13 protein-coding genes are annotated in these 15,496 nt (G+C 64.6%); 10 read left to right on the forward strand and 3 right to left on the reverse strand.

What is annotated here, in order from left to right; translation table 11 throughout:
• The first annotated feature begins 40 nt into the window (after window positions 1–40).
• Window positions 41–2,176 (forward strand): hypothetical protein, encoded by a 2,136-nt coding sequence (locus PSQ39_RS06150; RefSeq protein WP_273925830.1) that lies wholly within the window; start codon window positions 41–43, stop codon window positions 2,174–2,176.
• 115 nt (window positions 2,177–2,291) lie between these two features.
• Here PSQ39_RS06150 and PSQ39_RS06155 read toward each other — a convergent pair whose 3' ends face one another.
• Window positions 2,292–3,299 (reverse strand): D-2-hydroxyacid dehydrogenase family protein, encoded by a 1,008-nt coding sequence (locus PSQ39_RS06155; protein WP_273925831.1) that lies wholly within the window; start codon window positions 3,297–3,299, stop codon window positions 2,292–2,294.
• Window positions 3,300–3,619: 320 nt separating this feature from the next.
• Here PSQ39_RS06155 and PSQ39_RS06160 point away from each other — a divergent pair, with 320 nt between their 5' ends.
• Complete coding sequence (locus PSQ39_RS06160; protein ID WP_273925832.1) at window positions 3,620–3,877, forward strand: hypothetical protein; 258 nt, start codon at window positions 3,620–3,622, stop codon at window positions 3,875–3,877.
• Between the two features lie 206 nt (window positions 3,878–4,083).
• On the opposite strand, the gene lexA is transcribed toward PSQ39_RS06160, so the two are convergent.
• Window positions 4,084–4,767, reverse strand: a complete 684-nt coding sequence (gene lexA / locus PSQ39_RS06165; RefSeq protein ID WP_409242007.1) for a transcriptional repressor LexA — start codon at window positions 4,765–4,767, stop codon at window positions 4,084–4,086.
• Between the two features lie 64 nt (window positions 4,768–4,831).
• Here lexA and PSQ39_RS06170 point away from each other — a divergent pair, with 64 nt between their 5' ends.
• A complete protein-coding gene (locus PSQ39_RS06170; protein ID WP_273925834.1) occupies window positions 4,832–5,806 on the forward strand; it encodes an asparaginase in 975 nt (324 codons plus the stop codon).
• 149 nt (window positions 5,807–5,955) lie between these two features.
• Here the strand turns inward: PSQ39_RS06170 and ilvD are convergent, their stop codons facing one another.
• A complete protein-coding gene (ilvD, locus tag PSQ39_RS06175) occupies window positions 5,956–7,650 on the reverse strand; it encodes a dihydroxy-acid dehydratase (protein ID WP_273925835.1) in 1,695 nt (564 codons plus the stop codon).
• A 119-nt stretch (window positions 7,651–7,769) separates the two neighbouring features.
• Between ilvD and PSQ39_RS06180 the strand changes: the two genes are divergently transcribed.
• From PSQ39_RS06180 to PSQ39_RS06210, 7 genes are all read left to right on the forward strand, one after another.
• Window positions 7,770–8,714 carry a LysR family transcriptional regulator gene (locus PSQ39_RS06180; protein WP_273925836.1) on the forward strand — a complete coding sequence of 315 codons (945 nt, stop codon included), beginning with the start codon at window positions 7,770–7,772 and terminating at the stop codon, window positions 8,712–8,714.
• A gap of 62 nt (window positions 8,715–8,776) precedes the next feature.
• On the forward strand, window positions 8,777–9,598 hold the full coding sequence (gene lgt, locus PSQ39_RS06185; protein WP_273925837.1) for a prolipoprotein diacylglyceryl transferase: 822 nt from the start codon (window positions 8,777–8,779) through the stop codon (window positions 9,596–9,598).
• A gap of 230 nt (window positions 9,599–9,828) precedes the next feature.
• Entirely contained in the window at window positions 9,829–10,497 is a 669-nt protein-coding gene (locus PSQ39_RS06190; protein WP_273925838.1) for a GntR family transcriptional regulator, read from the forward strand.
• Window positions 10,494–11,969: a malonyl-CoA decarboxylase gene (locus tag PSQ39_RS06195; RefSeq protein ID WP_273925839.1), complete on the forward strand. Its 1,476-nt coding sequence runs from the start codon at window positions 10,494–10,496 to the stop codon at window positions 11,967–11,969. The genes PSQ39_RS06190 and PSQ39_RS06195 overlap by 4 nt, the downstream gene beginning before the upstream one ends.
• A 99-nt stretch (window positions 11,970–12,068) precedes the next feature.
• Window positions 12,069–13,067 (forward strand): Bug family tripartite tricarboxylate transporter substrate binding protein, encoded by a 999-nt coding sequence (locus PSQ39_RS06200; protein WP_273925840.1) that lies wholly within the window; start codon window positions 12,069–12,071, stop codon window positions 13,065–13,067.
• 28 nt (window positions 13,068–13,095) lie between these two features.
• Window positions 13,096–13,872 (forward strand): enoyl-CoA hydratase/isomerase family protein, encoded by a 777-nt coding sequence (locus PSQ39_RS06205; protein ID WP_273925841.1) that lies wholly within the window; start codon window positions 13,096–13,098, stop codon window positions 13,870–13,872.
• A 57-nt stretch (window positions 13,873–13,929) separates the two neighbouring features.
• Window positions 13,930–15,471 carry a malonate--CoA ligase gene (locus tag PSQ39_RS06210; RefSeq protein WP_273925842.1) on the forward strand — a complete coding sequence of 514 codons (1,542 nt, stop codon included), beginning with the start codon at window positions 13,930–13,932 and terminating at the stop codon, window positions 15,469–15,471.
• Window positions 15,472–15,496: the final 25 nt, after the last annotated feature.

A 15,496-nucleotide genomic window follows, 5' to 3' on the forward strand; every position in this document is an offset into this window, starting at 1 on the left:
CGTGGTGTTTCAGGGCGACTCGAGGATAGAAGGCTCTCGCATGACCCTCAGTGCCAGCGGCACGGGTGTCGATCGGGTGCTGCGTCTCAAAACGTCGGTGCCTGTGGACGAGCCTGCGGTCAGCGTGACCCTGCGTGCGGGCTGTGACGTCAAGACTTCGCGTCGTTATGTGTTGTTGACCGAGCTGCCGCAAGACGGTGCGGGCGCAGTTCAATCGGCAGATGCTCCTCTGGTACGGGCTCCTGTGGCCACTGGCGCGGGTTCGACGCTCTCCACCAATTTGTCCAGCTCACCCTTGCCGCCGCTGGCGGGCAAAGCGGCGCAGCCCCGCGAGCCTTCCAGAGCGCGCTCCAAGACTTCTGATGCTGCACCTGTGGCCCAACGCACGGAGTCGGTATCCAACAGCCCACGCAAGCCCAAAGAACCCGCGGCAAGCGCTACCAAAGCGCGGCTGAAGTTGGACGCTCCGACCGGGACTGCTGTGGACTACACGGCCGGTTTGCGCTTTTCGCCATCGCTCGCCGTGGTTCCGCAGGATGCAAGCTCACCCCAACGCGTCGAGGCGCTGGCGGCATGGAGCGCCCTCAACCGGTCCTTGGAGCAGGTGTTGGCCGACGCAGACAAGCGCAATGGGCTCGAAGCCGAGAACAAGCGCTTGAAGGCTGCAGGCCAAACTGCGCAAGAACAGGTCCATGATTTGCAGGCACGTCTGACGCAAGCAGAAGAAGAACGCTATGCCAACCCTGTGGTCTATGGGTTGGTGGCGGGCTTGCTTTTGTTGCTGGGCGCGGGTGCCTATGTGTGGCGACGCCAGGGCCAGCAGCCTGTCAAAGACAAGCCATTGGTCACCCCTCCCGGCACGCCGGTTGGCAAGGTCAAACGCAAGGGTAAGACGCCCTGGTGGCAGGCCGGTTTGAAGGGCTCGGGTGGGGCTGTTGGGGCCTCCCGCGAGGAAAACCCCGGCTCGACGTTGGAGGCTGCCGCCAGTGAGTTACCCAAAAACCCGTCTGACCGTCCTGCTTTTGAGCCTTCGGTCAGCGGCCTGCATGTGGATCTGGATTTGAGCGAGTCGGCCTTCCGCCGACTCGAAGACCTGGGTGCTGCCCCCGCCGCGGCCGTCGCGCCCGCGATCGATTCACTGCTGAACTCGGTGGCGGCGAACGCCACCGCCCTGCCGTCCCAAACGGAGGGCGGCAGCAAGGCGCCATTGGACCTGTTCGACGTTCAGCAGCACGCTGAGTTTTTTGTCTCTCTGGGGCAGTACGACGAAGCCATTGAAGTGCTTCAAAAGCACATTGAGACCTTCCCTGAGGCGACGCCCCTGGCCTACTTGGACTTGCTGAAGATTCACCACATGCTCAGCCGCACCGGTGAATATGCCCATTGGCGCGAGCGCTTCAACGCGGTGTTCAGCGCGGAAGTCCCCCCTTTCAGTGCGTTTGCCAAGGGCGGCAAGTCTTTGGAGTCTTATCCGCGCACCTTGTCGTACCTCGAGAAGGTCTGGGGTTCGGCTCGGGCCCTGGTGGCGGTCGAAGACAGTCTGTTTCGTGCCCACGCCGTGTCGATTGGCGAATTCTTCGACCTGGAGGCCTTCAAAGACCTTCTGGTGTTGCAAGCGGTTGCTCGGCAATTGGCCCAGGATGCCTCCCTGCAGGGAACCCCCACCGTGGAGTCTCGTGTCCAGGCTGGGGACCTGTCCATGGCCTTCCAGTCGGCCCGGGACGTGCACGCCAGCACGACCCCGGCCCAGTTGCCGGTCGCCTTCATGCCAGTGGAGCCCATCTCGGGTTTTGGTCCTTCGACCCAAATGCCAAACCCCGACAGCTTGTTGGACTTGGATTTGAGCGATTTAAGCAGTGACGCCAAAGCTCCCCCTGCGGCTCCGGCACCCAGTGTCCCGAACAGTGTCATGCCGGCACTGATGGATCTGGATTTGGACAGCTTGCCCCCGCCCAGGGCCGAGGCCGTTCCCGCTTTGCCCAGCATGGTGTCTCCCCTGGATTCACCCTTGGACTTTGTGCTGGATTCGACCTCCATGCCTTCGCCCTTGGATGTCGAACTCAGCCTGCCGCAAGAGCCCAACTCAGGGTTGGACGACAGCCACATGATTGATTTCGACATGTTTGAAGCCGACCTCCTCAAGGCCAGCAAGCAGAGCAAGGGCTCGAAGGGCTAGCCAAGCCTCTGCTTTGGCGCGGTCAGCCACGGCGGTGGTGGCGCTCAAGGCCTTCTTGGAAGCCAGGATCAGCCCCTTCCGGTCAGGGGCTGTTCAAGCGCCTTGGCCGGGAGAGTCAGCGGCGAACCTGAAGCGCACCAGGGTTCACGATATTCGTCGGCGTGCCCCGGATGTAATTGACGACGTTGTCAAACGCAGCACCAAAGTAAAGCTCATAACTGTCTTGCTCGACATAACCAATGTGCGGCGTGCAGATGCAGTTCTCCAGCCTGAGCAGGGCATGGCCTTGCAAAATGGGCTCGCTCTCAAACACGTCCACAGCCGCCATGCCGGGGCGGCCCCGGTTCAAGGCTGCAATCAGCGCATCGGGTTCCAGCAGCTCAGCGCGCGAGGTGTTCACGATCAAGGAGCTCGGCTTCATGCGTGACAGGTCTTCCAGCGTGATCAGGCCGCGCGTTTCGTCGTTCAGGCGCAGGTGCAGGGACAGCACATCACATTGCTCGAAAAACTCCTCCCGGCTGGTGGCGGCCTGGTAGCCATCTGCCAGCGCTTGTGCACGCGAGGCTTCACGACCCCAGACCCGCACACTCATGCCAAAGGCGGCGCCATAGCTGGCGACCAACTGCCCAATCTTGCCGTAGCCCCAGATGCCCAGGGTCTTGCCCCGCAGCACAGCGCCCAGCCCGAAGTTGGCCGGCATGGACGCGGAGCGCAGGCCCGACTGCTGCCAGGCGCCATGCTTGAGGTTGGAGATGTACTGCGGCAGGCGCCGCATGCTGGCCATGATCAGCGCCCAGGTCAGTTCCGCCGGGGCCACCGGGGAGCCCACGCCTTCGGCCACAGCAACGCCGCGTTCCGTGCAGGCGCCGACATCGATGTGGCTGCCGACTTTGCCCGTTTGGGAAATCAAACGCAGCTTGGGCAGCTTTTCAATCAGCTGGCGTGGCAATTGGGTCCGCTCACGGATCAGCACGATCACCTCAGCGTCTTTGAGGCGAACCGACAACTGACCAAGGCCCTTGACGGTGTTGGTGTACACCTTGGCGGAGTAGGGGTCGAGACGGGCAGCGCAATTGAGTTTGCGCACTGCGTCCTGGTAGTCGTCCAGTATCACAATGTTCATCCCCTGATTGTGCCTTGCCTGCGCCGGCTGCTCGGTGTTCTCAACCGTACCAATCGGTCCTAGTTGGCGATTGATGGTCACCTGTGGGGCTTTGGCCGGCCAGTTTCGGGCGCTCAGAAGCCAACGGGGTGCTTGCTGGGGCTCGGTGCTGCGGCGGCGCCAGCCTCACAGAGTCCATTTGTCGAACAGGGCATGCCCATGCTCAGTGCAGGAGTCCGGGGTGGGCATTGGCCAGTCGCTCCAACTCCGCGCACACATCTGCCATGCGACCAGAGATCACCAAACGCCCTGCGTGGTGCTTGGACTGGCGCTGTTCCCGGATGCGCAACACCTTGAGTGGACGGCTGGCGTGGGTCGAGCGCTGGACCGCTTTGGCCGGTGCTGACCAGGGCTCGGGAACCGATGTGGTCGAGGCCTCGGAAGAATACGTGGAGGCGCCGGGCAAGTCGGGCGAGGCCGCCTCAACCAGTGTGCTCTTTTTAGCATCGATGGCCGTCCCCGGCTCTTTTGAGCCAGTAGTGGCCTGGATGGCGTTCAGCGCTCCGCCTGTGGATGGCGGAGTCATTGGGCCCATGTGACGAGGCTCAGCTTGACGCCATTGGCCCCAAAAATGACTCAGCGGGGCGAGCAGGCGCGACGCGGCAGAGAATGCCTTTCCCATGTGAAACTCCAGTTCGATTCAGGGGTTGAACACAGGCAGGATTCAATGGGTTGAGTCAGACCAGGGTTGTTTGGCAAATCCGGATTTGCCTCAAACGCCCGCCACCTGGTCCGGCCCGTTGCTTTACATCAGCATGGAATTGCGGATCAGGCCCACCGCCAGGCCTTCAATCTCGAAGGGCTCGTCGGGCTGCACGATGATGGGGGCGAAGTCGGGGTTTTCAGCCAGCAGTTCGATGTGCTCGGCTGTGCGGTGCAAGCGCTTCACCGTCACTTCTTCACCGAGCCGGGCCACGATGATTTGACCGTTTTTGGCCTCGCGGGTGGACTGCACTGCCAACAAGTCGCCGTCCATGATGCCCACGTCGCGCATGGACATGCCGCGCACCTTGAGCAGGTAGTCTGGCTTTTGCTGGAAAAGGCTGTTTTCCACGTAATAGGTCTGGTCCACATGTTCCTGCGCGAGAATGGGCGAGCCTGCGGCCACCCGGCCGATCAGGGGCAGGGCCAGCTGGCTCAGGCCCGGCAGGGGCAGAGAGAACTGTGGATCGCGGGACTGGTTGAGCTGGCGCAGGCTGTTGCCGCGCAGGCGGATGCCCCGAGAGGTACCGCTGACCAGTTCGATCACGCCCTTGCGGGCCAGGGCTTGCAAATGCTCCTCGGCAGCGTTGGCGGATTTGAAGCCCAGCTCAGACGCGATCTCAGCCCGAGTGGGCGGCGCGCCGGTGCGGGCGATGGCACTCTGAATGAGTTCCAAAATTTGTTGCTGTCTTGCGGTGAGCTTCACTGTGAGCTGAGGCATGTCCATCATCGCGGCTCCTGAGGGCTGTTTGAATATCCAGTAACTGTATTTTTGACCAGTTTTTTACGAAATGCAAGTCACCTCTTCGAATGCCAAGCGCTTGGTTGTTTTGGGCACCGGCGGCACCATCGCTGGCGAAGCCGGCAGCCAGCACGACAACGTGGGCTACCGCGCCGCCCAGCGCAGCGTCATGGACCTGATGGGGGGCCTGCCGGTGCCTGCGGGTTTGAGCGTGCTGGGCGAGCAGGTGGCTCAGCTCGACAGCAAGGACATGGACCATGCCACCTGGCAGGCCTTGCTGGCCCGGGTGCAGGCCCACCTGGCCGATGACAGCGTGCGCGGCATCGTCATCACCCACGGCACAGACACCCTCGAAGAAACGGCTTTTTTCCTGCACACCTTGCTGGGCGCATGCAAGCCCATCGTGCTGACTTGCTCCATGCGGCCCGCCACGGCTTTGATGTCCGATGGTCCGCAGAACCTGGTCGACGCGTTGGCGGTGGCCGCCGACCCCTCGGCTCGGGGTGTGGTGGTGGTGTGTGCCGGCCAGATCCATGACCCGGTGGGCGTGCAGAAGGTGCACACCTACCGGCCCGATGCATTTGATTCGGGCGATGAGGGGCCGATGGGCCAAGTGTTGGAAGGCCAACCCGTGTGGCACCGGCGTGAGACCCGCGTCCACCGGGCCGCACCTCCCAAGGCTTTGCAGGCCGCATTGAGCTGCGCTGTGGCGGACTGGCCTTGGGTGGCCCTGCTCAGCAGCCATGCGGGGGCGACCGAGCGCGCAGTGGACGCCTGGCTGGCCCAAGGCGTGGACGGCCTGGTGCTGGCAGGCACAGGTAATGGCACGCTGAATCAAGCCTTGGAGCCCGCTTTGCAGCGCGCGGCTGAGGCGGGGGTGCCGGTGTGGCGCAGTACGCGTTGTGTGGGCGGGCCGGTGTTGAGTGGCGGGGCCTCGACCTGGCCGATCGCTCAGGGCCTCAACGGTGTCAAGGCCCGTGTCGCCCTGCTTTTGGACTTGCTGGCGGCGCGCCACGGGGCTTGATTCCAGGGCCTTCCTGGTGATTGGGCATGAAGAAGCCCGTCACGGCGAGGCCGGACGGGCTGGTGCTTGAGCCCACGCCGCACCCGGGTGAGTGGGCGAACTCTGGTGAGATGGCAGCGCTGAGTGCACTGCCGGCCTCAGCCTGGGGCTCAGAAGTTGTCGAGCACTGCGCCCTTGCTGGCGCTGGCGGCGTTGAAGGCGAACTTGGCTTGCACACCCCGGGTGTAGCGCGGGGCGGGGGCGGTCCAGCCTTCGCGGCGCTTGGCCAATTCGGCTTCCGGCACGTTCAGCTCCAAGATCAGCTTGTGCGCGTCGATGGTGATGCTGTCGCCTTCGTTCACGAAGGCAATGGTGCCGCCCGCTGCCGCTTCAGGCGCGACGTGGCCCACCACCATGCCCCAGGTGCCGCCCGAGAAGCGGCCGTCGGTGATCAGGCCCACGCTCTCACCCAGGCCGGCGCCAATCAGCGCGCCCGTGGGGGCCAGCATTTCGGGCATGCCCGGGCCGCCCTTGGGGCCGAGGTAGCGCAGCACCATCACGTCGCCAGCCTGGATCTTGCCGTCCAAAATGGCCTTCAGCGCGGATTGCTCGTCGTCGAAGACGCGGGCCGGGCCGGTGATGACGGGGTTCTTCAAGCCGGTGATCTTGGCGACAGCACCTTCAGGGCTCAGGTTGCCCTTCAGGATGGCCAGGTGGCCTTGTTCGTACATCGGGTTGCTGATCGCACGGATCACATCCTGGTCGGCGCGCGGCTGATCGGGCACGTCGGCCAGCACTTCGGCGATGGTTTGGCCCGAGATGGTCAGGCAGTCGCCGTGCAGCAGGCCGGCGTTCAGCAGCACCTTCATCACTTGCGGAATGCCGCCGGCATTGTGCAGGTCCACCGCCAGGTACTTGCCGCTGGGCTTCAAGTCGCACAGCACGGGGGTCTTTTGGCGCACGCGCTCGAAGTCGTCAATGGTCCATTCCACGCCAGCGGCGTGGGCGATGGCCAAGAAGTGCAACACGGCGTTGGTCGAGCCGCCGGTGGCCATGATCACCGCCACGGCGTTCTCGATGGACTTGCGCGTCACGATGTCGCGTGGGCGGATGTCCCTCTTGATGGCTTCGATCAGCACCTTGGCCGACTCCTTGGCGGAGTTCAGCTTTTCATCGTGCGGATTGGCCATGGTGGAGGAGTAGGGCAGGGAGATGCCCAGGGCCTCGAAGGCCGAGCTCATGGTGTTGGCGGTGTACATGCCGCCGCAAGAGCCGGTACCGGGGATGGCGCGCTTTTCGATCTCTTTCAGGTCAAAGTCGCTCAGCTTGCCAGCGGCGTTCTCGCCCACGGCTTCGAACACGCTCACGATGTTCAGGTCTTTGCCCTGGTAGCGGCCCGGCAGGATGGTGCCGCCGTACACGTAGATGGCGGGCACGTTGGCGCGCAGCATGCCCATCAGGCCGCCCGGCATGTTCTTGTCGCAGCCACCGACCACCAGCACGCCGTCCATCCACTGGCCTTGCACGCAGGTTTCGATGCAGTCCGAGATCACTTCGCGGCTGACCAGGCTGTACTTCATGCCTTCGGTGCCCATGGCCATGCCGTCGCTGATGGTCGGCGTGCCAAAGACCTGGGCATTGCCACCGGCTTCCTCGATGCCGGCGATGGCGGCGTCCGCCAGCTTTTGCAGGCCCGAGTTGCACGGGGTGATGGTGCTGTGGCCGTTGGCCACGCCGACCATGGGCTTCTTGAAGTCGCCTTCTTCGTAGCCCATGGCGTAGTACATGGAGCGGTTGGGGGCGCGCGACTTGCCTTCGGTGATGTTGGCCGAGCGGCGGTTGATCTGGATGGGTTTGGTTTCCATGGGGGGCGTCTCTTTCGGCTGTGCCGGCCTCGGATGCTTGGGCCAGCGTGGCCTGAAGTATGCCTGGGGTGATTGATTCTTTCTAATCTTGATTTTCGATCAATTAATATGCCTGGCATATGAAAGACGCCACCATTGAACTGCGGGTCTGGCGCCAGTTCGCGGTGCTGGCCGAAGAGCTGCACTTCGGCCGCGCCGCGCAGCGCTTGCACATGACCCAACCCCCCTTGACGCAGGCGATCGCCCAGCTGGAGGCCACACTGCAAGTGCGCTTGTTCGACCGCACCCGGCGCAGTGTCAAGCTCACCGAAGCCGGGCGCGCCATCCTGGACGATGTGTTGGGTTTGCTGGCGCGCGCCCAACAGCTGCCCTGGCGGGCGCGGGCTGCCGCTCAGGGCCAGACGGGGCTGTTGCGCCTGGGCTTCGTCTCCACGATTGGCTTTGATGTGCTGCCGGCCTGGGTGCAGGCCTTTCGAACCCAGTACCCACAGGTGCAGCTGGAGCTGATCGAAGCCACGGGCGATGTGCAGTTGCAGGCCTTTGAGCGAGGCGAGCTGGACGCCGGCTTCATGCTGCACTCCCCAGGCTTTGCACCCCCCGACTTCGCTTGCCGCCGCATCAGCGCCGAGCCCTTGGTGCTGGCCTTGCCTGCCCAGCACCCGCTGGTGGCGCAGGCCAGCACTTTGTCGAGCAGCGCCTTCTTGGCGCAAGCCTTGGCGGAGCCCTTGGTGATTTTTCCGCGCCGCATCGTGCCCTCCTTGCATGACGCCATTTTTGGCCTTTACCACGCGCAAGGGCGCAGCCCCCAGGTGGTGCAGGAGGCGATTCAGATGCAGACCATCATCAACTTGGTCTCCGCTGGTTTGGGCCTGGCCTGGGTGCCGCGCAGCGTGACCCAGTTCCGGCGCGAGGGCGTGGTCTACCAGGCCTTGCCCGCGAGCCGTCGTCCGCTGGTGCCCACTTGTGAAACCAGCCTGCTGTGGCCCAGCGCGGTGCAGTCGCCCGTGGTGGCTTGTTTTGCCGTCTGCGCGCCGCCAGGGCTGTCCCGGGTCGAGCCCGACTGAGCCGCGGCCGGGCCTGTTGGGCCGTCACGAGGCCGCCGTCTTCTGCGGGCACAATCTCGCGCATGCTGACCTACCCGCAAATTGATCCCGTGGCCCTGCAAATCGGGCCGCTGTCCGTGCACTGGTACGGACTGACCTACCTGGCCGCCTTTGGCTTGTTCATGCTTTTGGGGCTGCGTCGCCTGCACCACCTGCCGTATGCCGCCATGACCGGCGAGCGTGCCTGGGCGCGGCGCGACATCGAGGACATCTTGTTTTACGGCGTGCTGGGCGTGGTGTTGGGGGGGCGCCTGGGCTACTGCCTGTTCTACAAGCCTTTGCACTACCTCAGCCACCCTCTGGAAATCCTGCAGATCTGGACTGGGGGCATGAGCTTTCATGGTGGCTTGCTGGGTGTGATCGTGGCCTTGATCTGGTATGCGCGTTCGCACCATCGGCCCTGGCTCGAAGTGACCGACCTGGTGGCCCCCTGTGTGCCCACTGGCCTGGCGGCTGGCCGCGTGGGCAACTTCATCAATGGTGAGTTGTGGGGCCGCTTCAGCCCGGCTGACCTGCCTTGGGGCATGGTGTTTCCGCAAAGCGGCTCCTTGCTGCCGCGTCACCCCTCGCAGGTCTACCAGTTCTTGCTGGAGGGGCTGCTGCTGTTTGTGCTGTTGTGGCTGTACGCGCGCCAACCCCGTCGCCTTGGCGAGGTGTCTGGGGCCTTCCTGGTGGGCTATGGCGTGCTGCGCTTCACGGCGGAGTACTTCCGCGAGCCTGATGCTTTCCTGGGCCTGCTGTCCCTGGGCATGAGCATGGGCCAGTGGTTGTGCGTGCCCATGGTGCTGGCGGGAGCGCTGATCTTGGTCATGGCCCAACGCGGCGCAGGGGCTGGTCGGGCCTGAAGGCGGTTCGGGCCTGCTGCGGCAGGGCGCGGCGGGCCCATTCTTCAGCCCAATTAAGGGTAAATCCCGGTCTCTGCTGGCTTGCCGGTTTTTTGTAATTAGTCATAATTATCTGTAATTATGAACAAGCCGACCCGTCCTCCAAATGTCACATCCAAGCCCAATGGGGCAACAGGGATGACTGGGCAGGGGTGCCCGACGGGGCCGTGTCACAAGGTGGGGCCAAGCGCATGAGGCCGACCACCCACTCCCTGCACAACGAGGTGGCGGACCGCCTGCGGGAGCACATCTTCGCGGGCGAACTGCCTCCTGGCACCTTCTTGGACGAAGTGGCGCTGTGCGAGCGCCTGCAAATCTCGCGCACCCCCTTGCGCGAAGCGCTCAAGGTCCTGACCGCCGAGGGCTTGCTGCGCCACGAGCCGCGCCGGGGCTGTTTTGTCAACGAGGTCACGGAGCAAGACCTCGATGAGATCTTCCCCGTCATTGCCTTGCTGGAAGGCCGCTGCGCCTACGAAGCCGCGCGCCATGTCAGCGACGCCGATCTGCAGGCTTTGGCCGTGCTGCATGAGCGACTGCAGCAACACGCCCAGGCGCGCCAGATTCCCGAGTACTACGTGGCCAACTACGCCATCCACGAGGCTTTGATCCAGTTGGCCAACAACCGCTGGTTGGCCCAGGTCATCAGCGACTTGCGCAAGATCCTCAAGCTGGCGCGGCTTCAGTCCCTGCAGGCCACAGGCCGCATCGAACAAAGCCTGACCGAGCACCTGGCCGTCTTCGCCGCCTTGAAGGCGCGTGACCCTGAAGGCGCCGAAGCGGCCATGCGCACCCACCTCATGCGCCAGCGCGATGCGCTGCGCGACCTGGCTCGTCAACACAAAAGCAGTCTCCTTGCATGAACACACCGACCTGGATCAGCCGCGGCGTTTCCAAGCTCATGCCCGCCCCCAAGGCGGCCAAGACCGCCGAACCCACGGGCGCAGCAGCCGTACCGGCGCCCACCCCCGTCCAACGTGGTAAAGCCACCGTGCGCAGCACCCGCGAGCGCCTGGAGGCCACCTTGCGCCAAGGCGACGAAGCCCTGTCGCCGCGCATGTTGCGTCGCACGTTGGAAGAGCTGCGCGGCATCATCGACGCCCGCGTCAGCGAGGTCGAAGGCGGCCGCCGTGCCATGGCTGTGGCCGCCTGGTACGCGGGCGCCACCCCGGCGCGCCGACGTGACCTGTGGCTGCTGATGAGCGAAATGTTCGTGGCCGACCCGGTCAAGGCCAAAGAAGCCCAGGCCCGTTTTGCCGCGGCTGTGGGCACGCCCGATGAGGCGGTGGCCGAGGTGCACTACCGCCGCGCCACGGTGTCGCCGCGCCGCCGCCTGCTGCAGCGCTTCAGCGTCTACCCGGGTGGGGTGCAGTTCTTGGTCGACATGCGGGCCGACATGCAGGCCTCGTTGCGCAGCGACAAACGCCTGCAAGCCCTGGACGTGGAGATGGAGTACATGTTCTCCACTTGGTTCGACGTGGGCTTTCTGGACCTGCGCCGCATCAGCTGGGACTCGCCAGCCTCGCTGATCGAGAAGCTCATTCAGTACGAGGCCGTGCACGACATCAAGAGCTGGGCCGATGTGAAGAACCGCCTGGACAGCGACCGGCGCTGCTACGGCTTCTTCCACCCGCGCCTGCCCGAGGTGCCACTGATCTTTGTCGAGGTGGCCTTGGTCGATGAGATCGCCAGCGACATCGTGCCACTGCTCGACGAGTCGGCCGCCGCGGCCGACCTGCAAAAAGCCACCACGGCCATCTTCTACTCCATCAGCAACACCCAGGTGGGCCTGCGTGGGGTGAGCTTTGGCGACTCCTTGATCAAGCGGGTGGTCGAAACCCTCAAGGACGAATTTCCCAAGCTGCGGACCTTTGCCACGCTGTCGCCCATTCCTGGTCTGCGGGCCTGGTTGGGGCGCCAAGTCACCGCCCAGCTGGAGCGCTTGGACGAACGTTCGCTGCGCGACCTGGGTCGTGCCGTGGGTTTCGAACCGCCCTCGGCCGAGCATGTGCTGGCCGCCTGGGACAAGCCTCTGGCGCTGGATGCCAAATCACCGGCCCGTCAGTTCCTGCTGCAATGCGCTGCCCAGTACCTGGGGCGCGAACTGCAAGAGGGCAAGCCGCTGGACCCGGTCGCCCGATTCCACCTGGGCAATGGCGCCCGGGTGGAGCGCTTGAACTGGGCTGGTGACCCATCGGCCAAGGGGCTCAAGCAGTCCTACGGGCTGATGGTCAACTACCTGTACGACCTCAAGCGCCTGGACAAGCACCGCGCCTTGCTGGCCCAAGGTCGGATCCCCATCGCGGGCGAGGTCGAGAGCCTGCTCAAGAACTAGCCCATCCAGCCCGATGCCCGCGCACCGGAGTGTGAAAGAAGTGCCCAAAAGGGCCCACGGGGCAGCCGCCTCAGTGCCTACCAAGACAGGAGACAAAACATGACCCCCTTCAACCTCACGCGCCGCCGTTTGCTGGGCAGTGCCCCTGCCATGGGCGCGCTGGCCGCCCTGGGCGGCAGCCTGCCCGCCTGGGCCCAAAGTGGCTGGCCGACCAAGCCCGTCAACATGGTCGTGCCCTTTCCGGCCGGCGGCGGCACGGATGCCTTTGCGCGCCCGATGTCGGCCCAGTTCGCCAAAGCCACCGGCAAGCAACTCATCGTGGACAACCGCGGTGGAGCCGGCGGCACCTTGGGCGCGAGCATTGCGGCCAAGACGGCGCCTGATGGCTACAACCTGTTCATGGGTGCGGTGCACCACGCGATCGCTCCCTCGATGTACCCCAAGCTCGACTACGACATCGAAAAAGACTTCGTGCCCCTGATGCTGCTGGCCAACGTGCCCCAGGTGCTGGTGGTCAACCCCAAGAAGGTGCCGGGTGACTACAAGGCTTTTCTGGCGGCGGTGAAGGCCGCGCCTGGCCGTTTCAATTTCGGCTCGGCCGGCGGCGGTACCTCGCACCACCTGGCCGGCGAGTTGTTCAAGATCCAAACCGGCACCTTCATCACCCACATCCCCTACCGGGGGGCGGGCCCGGCCTTGCAAGACCTGATGGCGGGCAATGTGGACATGATGTTCGACGGCCTGGGCTCGTCGGCCAACCACATCAAAGGTGGGCGCATCAAGGCGCTGATGGTGTCGGGTGCCAAGCGCAACCCGGCTTTCCCGGATGTGCCTTGCGCGGCCGAGTTGGGCTTGCCGGATTACACCGTCACCACCTGGTACGGGCTGTGGGCGCCCAAAGGGACTTCGCCAGAATTGCAGAACCAAATCATCGAGCAACTGCGCCAGGTGGGCGCAGCCGATGAAATCAAGACCGCCTGGGCGCAAAACGGCGCCGAGTTCGGTGGCCCGGAGAAGCAGCAGTTTGGCGCTTTTGTCAGCGGCGAGGTCAAGCGTTGGGCCGCGGTGGTCAAGGCCTCGGGCGCCAAGCTCGATTGACGGGCATTTGAGGACACAAGGAATCAGCATGACAGGACAGCTCAGGGTGCAGTGGCATGGCGGCGAGGACGCGGGCGTGGTGCAGGTGCAGTTGTCACATCCGGGCAAGCTCAACGCCATGTCGCGTGCCATGTGGCGCCAACTGCGCGAGGTGTTTCTGGCGCTGCAGCAGCGGCCCGAGGCCCGTTGCGTGGTGATCAGCGGGGAGGGCGGCCACTTCTGTGCCGGCGGCGACATCGCCGAGTACCCCGACTTCCGCTACGAGGAGGCCGCCTTGCGCCACTTCCATGAGGAAGAGGTTTGGGGTGGCCTGTCGGCCATGCTGGCCTGTGATGTGCCCTTGGTGGCCTGCATTGAAGGCGCTTGCATGGGCGCGGGCGTGGAAATCGCCAGCACCTGTGACCTGCGCCTCTCCTCCGCCTCGGCGAGCTTTGGCGCCCCGATTGCCAAGCTGGGCTTTCCGATGGCGCCGCGCGAACTGGCCTTGGTGCGCGCAGCGGCCGGCGAACTGAGCACGCGCCAGATGCTGCTTGAAGCGGCCACGCTGGACGCCCCCACCTTGCTGGCGCGCGGCTTCCTGAGCCGACTGTTGCCCGACGACCAAGTCCAGGCCGACGCGCGCGACACCGCGCGCCGCATCGCTGGCCTGGCGCCCCAAGCGGCCCGACTCAACAAGCAGACCCTGCGTGCCCTGGCTTCGCCTTTTCCCGAGGGCCTGCTGGACTCCGCCTATGCCTATGCCGACAGCGCCGAACACCGCGAGGGCATCAGCGCCTTCCTGGCCAAGCGCCGAGCCCAATTCTGAGCTGATCCCCGTGTCGGCTTTCGCCCATTTCTCCTCATCCCAACCTCTGCCTCTCCCATGAAGAACCAGAACCTTTTTGTGGCCCTGCGGGCCCAGTTCCCTGCCGACCTCGACGCCACTGCCGTGGAGACGGACAACGGCCTGTTCTACACCTGGCGCGACTTGGACCACGCCACCGCACGCATGGCCAACCTGCTGGCCTCGCTGGATTTGCCCGCCGGCGCCCGTGTCGCGGTGCAGGTCGAGAAATCGGTCGAAGCCATGGTGCTGTACCTGGCCACGCTGCGTGCCGGCTATGTCTTCCTGCCCCTGAACACGGCGTACCAGAGCGCTGAGATCGAGTACTTCATCGGCAACGCCGAGCCCTCGGTGGTGGTGTGCAGCAGCAAGAACTTTGGCTGGGTCAGCAAGATTGCCTTCAGCGCCGGCACCGCCCATGTGTTCACGCTGGACGACGACCGCAGCGGCTCGCTGTTGGAGCGCGCAGCCCACTTCAGCGACCAGCACACGCCGGTCCAGAGCGCGGCCGATGACCTGGCTGCCATCCTCTACACCAGCGGCACCACGGGGCGCAGCAAGGGCGCCATGCTGAGCCACGGCAACATGCTGAGCAATGCCGTCATGCTCAAAGACTACTGGGGCTGGCAGCCCGGCGACGTGCTGATCCACGCGTTGCCCATCTTCCATGTGCACGGCCTGTTCGTGGCCATCCACGGCGCGCTCATCAACGGCAGCAAGATGATCTGGCTGGCCAAGTTCGACCCTAAGCTGGTGTTGCAGAAAATGCCCGAGGCGACGGTCTTCATGGGCGTGCCCACGCTGTACGTGCGCTTGCTCGCCGAGGCCGGTTTGACTCGCGAGGCCACGGCCAACATGCGCTTGTTCATCGCCGGTTCGGCCCCGCTGCTGATCGAAACCTTCAAGGAGTGGCAGGACCGCACCGGCCACACCATCCTGGAGCGCTACGGCATGAGCGAAACCATCATGCTCACCTCCAACCCCTACCAGGCGGATGCGCGCCACGGGGGCGCCACGGAGCGCCGGGGCGGCACGGTGGGCTTCCCGCTGCCCGGGGTGTCGCTGCGTGTGCAGTCCGATGACGGCCAGGCCTTGCCGGTGGGCGAAATCGGGGGCATTCAGGTGCAAGGCGCTAATGTGTTCAAGGGTTACTGGCGCATGCCCGAGAAGACCCGCGAGGAGTTCACTGCCGACGGCTACTTCAAGACGGGCGACGTGGGCAAGATCGACGAGCGCGGTTATGTGCACATCGTGGGCCGTGCCAAGGACCTGATCATCAGCGGGGGCTACAACGTCTACCCGGCCGAGATTGAGAGCTACATCAACGACATGCCGGGCGTGGCCGAGAGCGCTTTGGTTGGCGTGCCGCACCCGGACTTTGGTGAGGTGGGCGTGGCGGTGGTGATTGCCAAGCCCGGGGCCCAGGTCGAGGCCGACGCCGTGATCAGCGCGCTGAAGACGCAGCTGGCCAACTTCAAGATTCCCAAGAAGTGCTTTGTCGTGGCCGAGCTGCCGCGCAACACCATGGGCAAGGTGCAGAAGAACCTGCTGCGCGACCAGCACAAGACCTTGTTCGTCTGAGCTGGCGACCCTTGCTTCTGAGGCC

This window comes from Curvibacter microcysteis, from assembly GCF_028649455.1.
GTDB lineage: Bacteria > Pseudomonadota > Gammaproteobacteria > Burkholderiales > Burkholderiaceae_C > Curvibacter > Curvibacter microcysteis.